The following is a 12,201-nucleotide window of genomic DNA, read 5'->3' as shown; positions in this document are numbered from 1 at the left end:
TCCTGCGCACCACGCCCTCCTCCGCACCCGCAGCCGGACCGCCCGGCGGCGGGCAACGGCCGCGCCGCCGCCGCACCACCGCCCTCCTCGCCGCCGGCATGGCCGCGGCCCTGCTCCTCGCCTGCCTGCTCTCCGCCGGGCTCGGCGCGTACGACATCCCCCTCGGCGACGTCGTGGGCTCCCTGCTGCACCGGGCGGGGCTCGGCGGGGCGGAGCTGGACCGCGTTCCCGAGAGCGTGCTGTGGAACGTACGGCTGCCGCGGGTGGCCCTGGCCCTGCTCGTCGGGGCGTCGCTGGGGTGCGCGGGGGCTCTGATGCAGGGCGTGTTCGGCAATCCGCTCGCCGAACCCGGCGTCATCGGCATCTCCATGGGCTCGGCGGTCGGCGCGGTCGCCGCGATCTCCCTGGGGCTGAACTTCCTCGGCAACTGGACGATCACCGCCTGCGCGTTCGCGGCCGGGCTCGTGACCGTCCTGCTCGTCTACGCACTCTCGCGCTCGGGCGGCCGTACGGAGGTGGTCACGCTCATCCTCACCGGCATCGCGGTGAACGCGTTCGGGAGCGCGCTCGTCGGCCTCGGCGTCTTCCTCGCCGACAACGCCCAGGTCACCCAGATCACCTTCTGGCAGCTGGGCTCGCTCGCGCAGGCGACCTGGCCGAAGGTGCTCGCCGTCCTGCCGTGCGCCCTGGCCGGCCTGGCCGTCGCGCCGCTGTACGGGCGGAAGCTGGACCTCCTCGCCCTCGGCGAACGGCCCGCGCGCCACCTGGGCGTGGACGTCGAACGGCTGCGCCTGACGCTGGTGCTGGTGGTCGCGCTGCTGACGGCGGCGGCGGTGGCCGTGGCGGGGGTCATCACGTTCGTGGGCCTGCTGGTGCCGCACGTGCTGCGGATGGCGGCGGGTCCGGGGCACCGGTTCCTGGTGCCGGGCAGTGCGCTGGGCGGGGCGCTGGTCCTGGTCGCCGCCGACCTCGCGGCCCGCACGGCGGCCCAGCCGGCGGAGCTGCCCCTGGGCGTCCTGACGGCCCTGTTCGGCAGCCCGTTCTTCTTCTGGCTGCTCAGGCGGACCCGGCGGAAGCAGGGGGGATGGGCGTGATCACGCAACTGCTCCGCGGGCGCGGGCGGAAGCGCCGCCTCCCCCTCCCCTCCCCCCTCGGCACCGTCCGCGCCGAGGCCCGGGCCCTGCACGTGCGCCTCGGCGGCCGCACCGTTCTCGACGGGGTCGATCTTCAGGTCGCCGCCGGTGAAGTCCTCGCGCTCGTCGGCCCCAACGGCGCGGGCAAGTCCACGCTCCTGGCCGCGCTCGCCCGCGACCTGCCCGCCGGGTCCGGCGAGGTCCGGATCGACGGCGAGCCCGCCGCCGCCTGGACGGCCGCCGAACTCGCCGTGCGCCGGGCCGTGCTGCCGCAGTCGGCGCAGCTGTCGTTCCCGTTCCCGGTCGAGGAGGTCGTCCGGATGGGGCGCGCGCCCTGGGCCGGGACCCCGGCCGAGGACGAGGACGACGCGGCCGTCCGCGCCGCCATGGCCGCCGCCGAGGTGACCGGATTCGCCTCCCGCCCGTTCGCCGCGCTCTCCGGCGGCGAGCGCGCGAGGGTCGCCCTGGCGCGCGTGCTCGCGCAGCGCACCCCGCTCCTGCTGCTCGACGAGCCGACCGCCGCGCTGGACCTGCGCCACCAGGAACTGGTGCTGCGGATCTGCCGGGAGCGGGCTGCGGCCGGGGACGCGGTGGCGGTCGTCCTGCACGATCTCGGCCTCGCGGGCGCGTACGCGGACCGGGTGGCGGTCCTGCACGGGGGGCGGATCGCGGCGGAGGGGCCGCCGGCGCGCGTCTTCGAAGCGGAGTCGCTCAGTCGCGTGTATGCGCAGCCGATCGAGGTTATTGATCATCCGCGCACCGGTGAACCTTTGGTGATCCCGAGGCGCGCGGTACGAGATTTTGCCTCGTGAGAGCAGAATCACGCACCCTCCTGGGAACAGGGTAGGCAAGCCTCAGATAAGTTAGGGCGGCCTTATCCGGACAGCCGATTTTCGGCCACACGGTTTATGGCATGAATGCCCTTTCCGTCCTCTCCGAGCACGCCTGGAGCCCCTATGCGCGCCCTCCGCTCCTCCGCCGTCGCCGCCGTCGCCGCGGCCGCGGCCCTGACCGCCGTGTCCGGCTGCGCCGAGAAGTCGGACGGCAAGGACTCCGATGCGATCAAGGTGACCGCCTCCGACGACAAGTGCGAGGTCTCGAAGACCTCGTTCCCCGCCGGTCACATAAAGATCAACATCGAGAACACGGGCTCCAAGATCACCGAGGTGTACGTATACGCCGCGGGCGACCGGATCGTGACGGAGCGGGAGAACATCGGCCCGAAGACCAAGGCCGAGATCACCGCGACGATCAAGAAGGCCGGGGATTACGAAATAGCCTGCAAGCCCGGGATGAAGGGCGACGGCATCCGCCAGAAGATCACCGTCACGGGCGACGGCAAGGCGGAGAAGGCCAACCCCGAGCTGGACAAGGCGGTCGCCGAGTACCGCAAGTACGTCCAGCAGCAGGCCGACGAGACGATCCCGGCGGCGCAGAAGTTCGCCGACGCGGTCAAGAGCGGCGACGTCGACGAGGCGAAGAAGCTCTACGCGGTCTCCCGCATCGGCTGGGAGCGCACCGAGCCGGTCGCGGAGTCCTTCGGTGACATCGACCCGAAGGTCGACGTCCGCGAGGACGGCCTGGAGAAGGACCAGAAGTGGACCGGCTGGCACAAGCTGGAGAAGTCGCTCTGGGACGAGAAGAAGATCGACGAGGACGACAAGAAGCTGGCCGACCAGCTGATGACGGACCTCAAGGACTGGCAGAAGCGCGTCGGCACCGCCGAGATCACCCCGACCAGCATGGCCAACGGCGCCAAGGAGCTGCTCGACGAGGTCGCGACCGGCAAGGTCACCGGCGAGGAGGAGCGCTACAGCCACACCGACCTCGTCGACTTCCAGGCCAACGTCGAGGGCGCCGAGAAGTCCTACGAGCTGCTGAAGCCCGTCGCCGCCAAGAGTGACGCCGCGCTCGCCAAGGAGCTCGACAAGCAGTTCGGCGAGCTGAAGAAGCTGCTCGGCGAGTACCGCGACGGCGACACCTTCAAGGCGTACGACGGCGTCGGCAAGGAGGACCGCAAGAAGCTGTCCGACGCCGTGAACGCCCTCGCGGAGCCCCTGTCCAAGCTCGCCGGCGCGGTCGCGAAGTAACAGGGGACTTCCGATGACGGACAAGACGATCAAGACGAACGAGGCCGACGGCAACAGCACCGCCGCCGGCACCACGGACTCCCCGGAGACCGCGCAGGCCTCCGCGAAGCCCTCGCGCCGCTCCGTCCTCGGCTGGGGCGGCGCGGGCCTCGCGCTCGGCGCCGCGGCCGCGGGCGGCACCGCCGCCGCGCTGCGCATCGGCGAGGACGCCGCCCCGGCCGCCTCGGCCGGGGACGCCGTGCCCTTCCACGGCGCCCACCAGGCCGGCATCGCCACCCCCGTCCAGGACCGGCTGCACTTCGCCGCCTTCGACGTGACGACGACCGACCGGGCCGCGCTGGTCAAGGTGCTCCAGGAGTGGACGGCCGCCGCCGCGCGGATGACCGCGGGCCACGAGGTGGGCGAGGGCGCCGTCCCCGGCAACGACGAGCTGCCGCCGGACGACACCGGCGAGGCCCTCGGCCTCAAGCCGTCCCGGCTGACCCTCACCTTCGGCATCGGCCCCGGCCTGTTCGAGAAGGACGGCAAGGACCGCTTCGGCATCAAGGACCGCCGCCCGAAGGCCCTGATCGACCTGCCGGCCTTCCCCGGCGACAACCTCGACGCGGCCCGCAGCGGCGGCGACCTGTGCGTCCAGGCCTGCGCCGACGACCCGCAGGTCGCGGTGCACGCGATCCGCAACCTGGCCCGTATCGGCATGGGCAAGGTCGCCATCCGCTGGTCGCAGCTCGGCTTCGGCAAGACGTCCTCGACGACGCCGGACGCCCAGACGCCGCGCAACATGATGGGCTTCAAGGACGGCACCCGGAACATCGCCGGCACCGAGACCGACCGCCTCGACAAGCACGTCTGGGTCGGCGAGAAGGACGGCCCGGCCTGGATGACGGGCGGCTCGTACCTGGTCGCGCGGCGCATCCGGATGCACGTCGAGACCTGGGACCGCACCTCGCTCGCCGAGCAGGAGGACGTCTTCGGCCGCGACAAGTCCGAGGGCGCGCCCGTCGGCAAGGAGCGCGAGCGCGACGAGCCGCTGCTGAAGGCCATGAAGCCCGACGCGCACGTGCGCCTCGCCCACCCCGACAGCAACAACGGCGTGACGATCCTGCGCCGCGGCTACTCCTTCACGGACGGCACCGACGGACTGGGCCGGCTGGACGCCGGGCTGTTCTTCATCGCATACCAGAAGGACGTCCGGGACGGCTTCGTGCCGCTGCAGATGAACCTGGCGCGCAACGACGCCCTCAACGAGTACATCCAGCACGTGGGTTCGGCGGTCTTCGCCGTGCCGCCGGGCGTCCGTGACAAGGGCGACTGGTGGGGCAAGGCCCTGTTCGCGTGACCCGACCGTCCTTCCCGAACGGAGGTGCCGCGTGTTCGGCAACTACCTGATCGGCCTGCGCGAGGGCCTGGAGGCCAGCCTGGTCGTGTGCATCCTCGTCGCCTACCTGGTCAAGACGGAGCGCCGGGACGCCCTGCGCCCGGTCTGGGCCGGCATCGCCGTGGCCGTGCTGCTGAGCATGGGCTTCGGCGCGCTGCTCCAGTACGGCTCGCAGACGATGACCTTCGAGGCCCAGGAGATGCTCGGCGGCTCGCTGTCGGTCATCGCCGTCGGTCTGGTGACGTGGATGGTCTTCTGGATGCGGCGCACCGCGCGGCACCTGAAGAAGGAGCTGCACGGCAAGCTGGACGCCGCGCTCGCGATGGGCACGACCGCGCTGGTCGTCACCGCGTTCCTGGCCGTGGGCCGGGAGGGCCTGGAGACCGCGCTGTTCATCTGGACGGCCGTGCAGGCCACCGACGACGGCGTCCGGCCGCTGGTCGGCGCGCTGCTCGGGCTGCTCACGGCCGTCGTGCTGGGCTGGCTGTTCTACCGCGGCGCGCTGAAGATCAACCTGGCGAAGTTCTTCACGTGGACCGGCGCCATGCTGATCGTCGTCGCGGCGGGCGTGCTCGCCTACGGCTTCCACGACCTGCAGGAGGCCGACGTCCTGCCGGGCCTGGGGAACAAGGCCTTCGACATCAGCGAGCAGATCCCGGTCGACAGCTGGTACGGCACCCTGCTCAAGGGCGTCTTCAACTTCCAGCCGGACCCGACGTGGCTGCAGGTGGCGGTGTGGGCGCTGTATCTGGTCCCCACCCTCCTGGTGTTCTTCGCCCCCGGTAGGGTGGCGCCGAACCGAGCAGCCACCAAGGAGTCGAAGCCCGATGAGACGACGGCGGGCCGGCAGACCGCCGCGCACGACGCAGGCGGCCGTGACGGCGGCGGCGCTGCTGCTGACGGCGACCGGGTGCATGACGGTGCACGGGGAACGGGAGATCATCCCGTCGGTGGGCAAGGCTGAGGCCGCCAAGGTCCTCAAGACCTTCACCGACGGCTACAACGAGGGTTACCGCAAGCTCGACCCGGGCGTCATCGCCCGGGTCGAGACCGGTGCCCTGGCCGAGATAGGCAAGGCCGACCTGGCGGCGCAGAGCGTCCAGACGCCGGGCGGCAACCCGCAGTACCCCTCCCTCGTCCTCGACGACGCCCGCTTCACGATCCCCAAGCAGGCCGGCTGGCCGAAGTTCTTCCTCGCCGACACCCGCAGCAACCGCGACGGCAACCGCTGGCTCGTGGTCTTCACGCGGTACGGGGTGAAGGAGCCGTGGAAGGCGGCCTACCTCTCGATCGTCAATCCGGGCAAGGTCCCGGAGTTCACGACGGACAAGGACGGCTTCGCGGAGGCCGTCCCGGCGGCCGGGGGCAAGGGCCACGGCCTGCTGGCCGACCCCGGCAAGGTGAGCACCGTCTACACCGAATTCCTGCGCACCGGCGAGGGCAGGGACTTCGTGCCGGGGCCGCGGACCACGGGGCTGCGGGAGGAGCGCGACAAGGTGCGCCGGACGGCCACCTTCTGGACGGAGTTCATCGACACCCCCGAGAAGGCGCCCGCCTTCACCGCCCCGGCGCTGCGGGTCAAGGGCGGAGGTGCGCTGGTGTTCTTCACCGCGCACCACCGGGAGAAGCGGACGATGGCCCAGGGGCTGCGGCCGGCGGTCACCGATCCGCGGACGAAGGCGCTGCTGAAGGGCGAGCTCAAGCGCTCGGTGACGTACACACGGGTCTCGGAGGCGGCGGTCGAGGTGCCTCCGCGGGGCGCGGACGGCGGGATGATCAACTTCCTCAACCGGATCGACACGATGACGGCCGCGCAAGGCGAATAGCAGGGCGGACAGCAGGCCGAACAGCGGGACGCGCAGCAGGCGGTCCGGGGTGAACGGCAGGCGGTCCGGGGCGGGTCAGCGGCCGATCGGCCAGGCCGCCTCGTGGTCCGGGCGGCCGCCCGCGTACTGGGCGCAGGCGTCGGTGAGGGTCTCCAGGAGCGTCAGCGGATCCGGCAGCGGCCGCTCGGGGCCCTGCAGCCAGGCCACGCCGGACTCCTCCGGCAGCCGCGAGGGCGGCAGCAGCACATAGCTCCCCCGGCAGTGCCAGCGCAGGCCCGGGTGCTCGTCCATCGTCTCGGGATGGCAGTCGAGCTCGCAGGGCCACCACTCGTCCTCGTCGTCCGGGGTGCCGCGGGTGGCGGTGAAGAAGAGCATGCGGTCGGGGGCGACGGTGGCCACGGGCCCCGTCTCGACCCCGGCCTTCTGCAGCCGCTCCAGGGCCTGCCGGCCGGCGTCCAGGGGGACGTCGAGCACATCGTGCGCAATGCCGGTGGCGGTGACGAAATTGGCCTCCGGCTGGCTGCGCAGCCACGCCGTGACCTTCTCGGCGTCGGTGGTGGCGAGGGTCTGCCAGGCGAAGGAGACGGGGTGGCGGCCGGGGGTGGGACAGCCGATGCGCTCACAGGAACAGCCGTACCCGGACGGGTGCGCGGCCGGAGCCAGCGGGAAGCCCGCGGCTGCCGCGGCCAGGAGCAGTTCCTCGCGGGCGGCCTCGGATGCCGCGCCCGTGCCCGTACCGCCGCCCGCTCCGCTCCTGGGACGGCGCAGCCACTGGGAGAACCTGCTCTTGCGTTCCATCTATCCCCTCACTTCGACCGCGGTCTGCGGTCAATGCTGCCACCATCCTGCGCCTGGTGTGACCGTCGGACGTATCCAGGGGGTGTGAGACCGGCCGCTCGCGCGGGCGGGGCCATCTATCCGGCCCGCCGTCCCGGCCGGTCCCGGGCCTGCGCCGGACGGGTCACGGGCGCGGCGTGAGGCCGCGCAGGGTGAGGTCGACGACGGTGTCGGCGTAGGCGTGGGTGAGCGGCAGGGTGCGGGTCTGCCAGCGGTGGAAGAGCGGGCCGACCAGCAGTTCGAGGGCGATGCGGAGGTCGATGTCCGGGTCGACCTGGCCGGCCTCCTGGGCGGCGCGCAACCGTCGGACGTACGACTGGAGCTGGGGTTCGAGGACCTTCTCGGTGAGGGCGCGGCCGAGCTCGGGATCGTTGGCGGTCTCGGCGGTCAGGGCGCGGGTGGGGGCGTCGAGGCGCTCGTTGTTGAGGTCGTCGACGGTGGCCCGCAGCACGGTCTTCAGGTCGGCGGCGATGTCGCCGGTGTCGGGGAGCTCGATGGAGGCGGGGTCGATGCCCTCGGGGACGCAGGCCTCGAAGAGGACGGCCGCCTTGGAGGGCCACCAGCGGTAGATGGTCTGCTTGCCGACGCCGGCGCGGGCGGCGATGGCCTCGATGGTGAGCTTCGCGAAGCCGTTCTCGCCGACGAGCTCCAGGGCGGCGTCGAGGATCGCGCGGCGCGAGCGCTCGCTGCGGCGGGAGGCGTCGGGGGCCTTGGGGGACGACGAGGACGGCGAGGGCGACGAGGACGGCGAGGGCGACGAGGACGGGGGCGGGGCGTCGGTCATGGCGGCATCCTAGCGAGGCATGGAGCGAGACGTATCGTCTTGACAAGACGCATCGTCTCGTTAGATGCTTCCGGTCATGCGAGACGCGGCGTCTCGCCCAACGAAGGGAGAACCCCATGAGCCGGAGCGGATCAGGCGGCATGCTCGGAGTCGGCGGCACCCGCAGCAACCTCTCCCGCAGCGCCCTGCGCGGCGGCGGCCGGGGCGGGCGCGCGGGAGGCGGCGGCGACGCGGCGGCCCAGAAGCGGGAACTGCTGCGGAAGTTGCGGGAAGGGCGAAGCGGAACCACCGGCGCGTGAGTGAGCCAGCGGTAAACCACCCGTACGGTTCATGCGCCAAAGCCCGTGGAGCGTGGACGATTTGGGCACGCACGACGATCCCGTACGTGCCCAACACCACCGTGAGGAGCACTCCTTGCGTAGTACAGCTCCACGCGCAGCCACTCCGCGGCGCTACCTGATGTGCCCCCCGGCCCACTTCCGGGTCACCTACTCCATCAACCCCTGGATGGATCCGGCCAAGCCGGTCGACATCCCGCTCGCACTCGCGCAGTGGGAGGACCTCAGGGACCGCTATCTGGCCCTCGGGCACACCGTCGAGGAGCTTGAGCCCCGGCCCGGGCTGCCCGACATGGTCTTCGCCGCCAACGGCGCGACCGTCGTGGACGGCCGGGTGCTCGGCGCGCGCTTCGCCCATCCCGAGCGGGCCGCCGAGGCCGCGGTCCACGCGGCCTGGTTCCGGGAGCAGGGCTACGCCGACGTGCTCGAACCCGAGCACATCAACGAGGGCGAGGGCGACTTCGCCGTCACCGCCTCCTGGCTGCTCGCCGGGCGCGGCTTCCGCAGCAGCCCGCTCTCCCACCCCGAGGCACAGGAGTTCTTCGGCCGCCCGGTGATCGGCCTGGACCTGGTCGACCCGCGCTACTACCACCTGGACACGGCGCTGTGCGTCCTCGACGACGGCACCGGCGGCACCGATGGATCCGGCGGATCCGACGGCGAGATCATGTACTACCCCGGCGCGTTCTCGGCCGGCAGCCGGGAAGTGCTGAGACGGCTGTTCCCCGACGCCCTGATCGCGAGCGAGGAGGACGCCGCGGCCCTCGGCCTCAACGCCGTGTCCGACGGGCGGCACGTCGTGCTGCCGCAGGCGGCGGTGGGGCTCTTCGAGCCCCTGCGCGCGCGGGGGTACGAGCCGATCGGGATGGACCTCGGCGAGCTGCTCAAGGGCGGCGGCAGCGTGAAGTGCTGCACGCAGGAGCTACGCGGCTAGCGCCGTAGCTCCTGCGTCGTGGTTCCGCGCCGGGGGAAGGTCCGCGGCCGGCAGAGCACCCGGGTCACACCCCGGCCGGAGGCCACTCGTCGCCCCAAGCGGCGTCGCGAGCCGCCTTGTACGCACCGCCGTGGCGCTTGGTCACCGTCTCACGGGTCAGGCCGTCCTCGGCCGTGCAGAGCTCGAGGAGGACCTGGCCCTTGCGGATCTGGGGCTTGCGCACGATGCGCGCGGGCGCGTCCTGCGGCACGTCGCCCCGTACCGCCGCCACGTACGAGAACTTCTCGTCCTCGTACGCCAGTGAGCCGCCCTTGACCTGCCGGTGCAGCGAGGAGCGGCTCACCCGGGCCGAGAAGTGGCACCAGTCCGTGCCCGGCTCTATGGGGCACGCCGCGCTGTGCGGGCAGGGTGCCACGACGCGGAAACCGGCCGCGATCAGGCGGTCGCGCGCCTCGATGATCCGCAGGTAGCCGTCGGGCGTGCCCGGCTCGACGATCACGACGGCCTGCGCGGTGCGGGCGGCTTCCTCCACGATCGCGGCGCGGGCCGCGTCCGTGAGCTCCTTCAGCACGTACGAGACGGTGACGAGGTCCGTGCCCTCCGGCACCTTCAGGCCGTCGCCGATGATCCCCCGCTCCCAGCGGGCCGCGCGCAGGGCCGGGTCGGAGGCCTCCCCGGCGAGTTCGGCACCGAGCGCGAGGGCGGGTGCGGCCCAGTCCAGGACCGTCGTCTCCCGGTCCTCGCCCTCCCAGGCGGAGGCCACGGCCCACGTCGCCGCGCCCGTGCCGCCGCCCACGTCCACGTGCGAGGCGGGGGTGAAGGACGGCAGCCGGTCCCGGAACGCCGCCAGCGCGGACCGCACGGCCTCGAAGGTGGCCGGCATGCGGTAGGCGGCGTACGCGGCCACGTCGGAACGGTCGCGCAGCACCGGGGCGTCGGTCGGGGTCAGGCCCCGGTAGTTGGCGATCAGCCGGTCGACGGCCTGGGCGGCCTGCCTGGGCGGCAGCCCGTCGAGAAGCCCGGCGAGCGCGGTACGCAGTTCCTCGCCGGACCGGAGGGAATGGGGGACGTGCATTTGACGAATTCTATGCGGGCACGCGCGGGCACGCCTGCGGCTGCCCCACGGCGACCCCGGCAGGTCCGGCACCGCCGGGCCGCGCCGTCGTGGTGGCTCACCGTTGCGGCGGATGCGCTGAGGCTGCCTCGGCAGATCTTTCCGCCGCGACGGCGAAAAGCCACGACGCACGTGCCCGGCGGTGCCGAACCGGGAGGCGGCCGCGGGCCGGTACGGCCGTGGGGCGGGCACCGCCGGGCCGCACCGTCGTGGCCGCTCGCCGTCGCGGCGGAAGGGTCTGCCGGGCGGCAGCCTCGTACGAGACCGGCGGTGCCGGACCGGGAGACGGCCGGGGCCCGGTGCGAGCGCGGCCGTGGTCAGGGCGCGGGCGGCGCAGCGTCCCGCCCGGCATACCCCGCCGGCAGGCTCAACCGTGGCGCTGCCACGGGCGGCACAAGCCCAGGAAGCACGCCGCCGAGGCGACCGCGCACACCAGCTGCACCACCGCCATCGGCACCGCCGTGCCCTCCCCCGCGATGCCCACGAGCGGGGAGACGAGCGCGCCCAGCAGGAACGTGGACGTGCCCAGCAGGGCCGAGGCGGAGCCCGCCGCGTCGCGGGAGCGCATCAGGGCCTGGGCGTTGGTGTTGGGCATGGCCAGGCCCATCGCGGACATCAGCACGAACAGCCCGGCCGCGATCGGCGCGAGGCCCGCCTTGCCGAAGACGCCGGAGGCCATCAGCAGCAGGGCCACGGCGGCCAGGGCGATCACCGCGAGGCCGACGGCGAGGGCCTTGTCGAGGCTGACGCGGCCGACCAGCAGCTTGCCGTTGATCTGGCCGACCAGCACGAGGCCGACCGAGTTGAGGCCGAAGAGCAGGCTGAAGGTCTGCGGGGAGGCCCCGTAGATGTCCTGGACGACGAACGGCGACGCCGAGATGTAGGCGAAGAGCGCGGCGAAGGCGAAGCCGCCCGCGAGCATGTAGCCGGTGAAGACCCGGTCGGCGAGCAGGCTACCCATCGTGCGCAGGGCCGCGCCGAGGCCGCCGGCCTGGCGCCGTTCCGGCGGCAGGGTCTCGTGCAGGAAGCGCCAGACGGCGAGGGTGAGCAGCAGTCCGACGGCGGTGAGGACGACGAAGACGCCCCGCCAGTCGGTCAGGCGCAGGATCTGGCCGCCGATGAGCGGTGCGACGACGGGGGCCACGCCGGAGATCAGCATGAGCGTGGAGAAGAAGCGGGCCATGGCCACGCCGTCGTAGAGGTCGCGCACGACCGCCCGGGCGATGACGATGCCGGCGGCGCCGGCGAGGCCCTGCACCAGGCGGAAGCCGATCAGCAGCCCGGCGGTGGGGGCCAGCGCGCAGACGGCGGTGGCCACGACGTAGACGGCCATGCCGGCGAGGAGGGGGCGGCGGCGCCCCCACTTGTCGCTCATGGGGCCGACGACGAGCTGGCCGAGCGCCATGCCCAGGAGGCACGCGGTGAGGGTGAGCTGGACGGTCGCGGCGGGGCTGTGGAGCGCGCCGGTGACCTCCGGCAGGGCCGGGAGGTACATGTCCATGGAGAGCGGTGGCAGCGCGGTCAGGCCGCCGAGGACGAGGGTGACGATCAGGCCCGTGGCGCGGGCGGCACGGGCCCCGGGTATGCCGGGGCCCGCGGGCCGGGGTTCGGCAGGCCGGGCGGGCTGCTGCTGCTCGGCCGTGTCCTGGCCGGGGTCCGTCATGCGTCGCGCTCCGTGGCTCATGGTTGTCGTCTGTTCAACCATGGTGTCATGACCGCGACCGATAGGTGGGCCTTACATGTTATTCGGGGGGCGGGTGTGACGGG

The 12,201-nt window shown here is 72.8% G+C and carries 12 protein-coding genes; 8 read left to right on the top strand and 4 right to left on the bottom strand.

What is annotated here, in order from left to right; translation table 11 throughout:
• Positions 1 to 2: 2 nt before the first annotated feature.
• The 6 genes from IE241_RS08320 to IE241_RS08295 all read left to right on the top strand — a co-directional run bounded on the left by IE241_RS08320 (position 3) and on the right by IE241_RS08295 (position 6,427).
• Positions 3 to 1,094 (top strand): FecCD family ABC transporter permease, encoded by a 1,092-nt coding sequence (locus IE241_RS08320; protein ID WP_229898966.1) that lies wholly within the window; start codon positions 3 to 5, stop codon positions 1,092 to 1,094.
• Entirely contained in the window at positions 1,091 to 1,945 is an 855-nt protein-coding gene (locus IE241_RS08315; protein WP_373300609.1) for a heme ABC transporter ATP-binding protein, read from the top strand. Before IE241_RS08320 ends, IE241_RS08315 begins: the two co-directional genes overlap by 4 nt.
• A gap of 144 nt (positions 1,946 to 2,089) precedes the next feature.
• Positions 2,090 to 3,223 (top strand): iron uptake system protein EfeO, encoded by a 1,134-nt coding sequence (gene efeO, locus IE241_RS08310; protein WP_190020949.1) that lies wholly within the window; start codon positions 2,090 to 2,092, stop codon positions 3,221 to 3,223.
• A gap of 13 nt (positions 3,224 to 3,236) precedes the next feature.
• Complete coding sequence (gene efeB, locus IE241_RS08305) at positions 3,237 to 4,562, top strand: iron uptake transporter deferrochelatase/peroxidase subunit (RefSeq protein ID WP_190020948.1); 1,326 nt, start codon at positions 3,237 to 3,239, stop codon at positions 4,560 to 4,562.
• Between the two features lie 31 nt (positions 4,563 to 4,593).
• Positions 4,594 to 5,565 carry an iron uptake transporter permease EfeU gene (gene efeU / locus IE241_RS08300; protein WP_190020947.1) on the top strand — a complete coding sequence of 324 codons (972 nt, stop codon included), beginning with the start codon at positions 4,594 to 4,596 and terminating at the stop codon, positions 5,563 to 5,565.
• A complete protein-coding gene (locus IE241_RS08295) occupies positions 5,477 to 6,427 on the top strand; it encodes an SCO2278 family lipoprotein (protein ID WP_506004932.1) in 951 nt (316 codons plus the stop codon). Before efeU ends, IE241_RS08295 begins: the two co-directional genes overlap by 89 nt.
• Positions 6,428 to 6,502: 75 nt before the next feature.
• Here the strand turns inward: IE241_RS08295 and IE241_RS08290 are convergent, their stop codons facing one another.
• Complete coding sequence (locus IE241_RS08290; protein WP_190020945.1) at positions 6,503 to 7,225, bottom strand: bifunctional DNA primase/polymerase; 723 nt, start codon at positions 7,223 to 7,225, stop codon at positions 6,503 to 6,505.
• Positions 7,226 to 7,388: 163 nt separating this feature from the next.
• A complete protein-coding gene (locus IE241_RS08285) occupies positions 7,389 to 8,048 on the bottom strand; it encodes a TetR/AcrR family transcriptional regulator (RefSeq protein ID WP_190020944.1) in 660 nt (219 codons plus the stop codon).
• Positions 8,049 to 8,164: 116 nt separating this feature from the next.
• Here IE241_RS08285 and IE241_RS08280 point away from each other — a divergent pair, with 116 nt between their 5' ends.
• Both IE241_RS08280 and ddaH read left to right on the top strand, forming a co-directional pair.
• Entirely contained in the window at positions 8,165 to 8,347 is a 183-nt protein-coding gene (locus tag IE241_RS08280) for a DUF6243 family protein (protein WP_190020943.1), read from the top strand.
• Between the two features lie 115 nt (positions 8,348 to 8,462).
• Positions 8,463 to 9,320 (top strand): dimethylargininase, encoded by an 858-nt coding sequence (ddaH, locus tag IE241_RS08275; protein WP_373300608.1) that lies wholly within the window; start codon positions 8,463 to 8,465, stop codon positions 9,318 to 9,320.
• Positions 9,321 to 9,384: 64 nt separating this feature from the next.
• On the opposite strand, the gene IE241_RS08270 is transcribed toward ddaH, so the two are convergent.
• Together IE241_RS08270 and IE241_RS08265 are read right to left on the bottom strand one after the other, a co-directional pair.
• Positions 9,385 to 10,395 (bottom strand): small ribosomal subunit Rsm22 family protein, encoded by a 1,011-nt coding sequence (locus IE241_RS08270; RefSeq protein WP_190020942.1) that lies wholly within the window; start codon positions 10,393 to 10,395, stop codon positions 9,385 to 9,387.
• Positions 10,396 to 10,801: 406 nt separating this feature from the next.
• Positions 10,802 to 12,097, bottom strand: a complete 1,296-nt coding sequence (locus tag IE241_RS08265) for a multidrug effflux MFS transporter (protein WP_190020941.1) — start codon at positions 12,095 to 12,097, stop codon at positions 10,802 to 10,804.
• Positions 12,098 to 12,201: the final 104 nt, after the last annotated feature.

The organism is Streptomyces hiroshimensis, from assembly GCF_014650335.1.
GTDB lineage: Bacteria > Actinomycetota > Actinomycetes > Streptomycetales > Streptomycetaceae > Streptomyces > Streptomyces hiroshimensis.
Note: the sequence above shows the minus strand (reverse complement) of the source record. Positions and strands in the feature narration are given on the sequence as shown.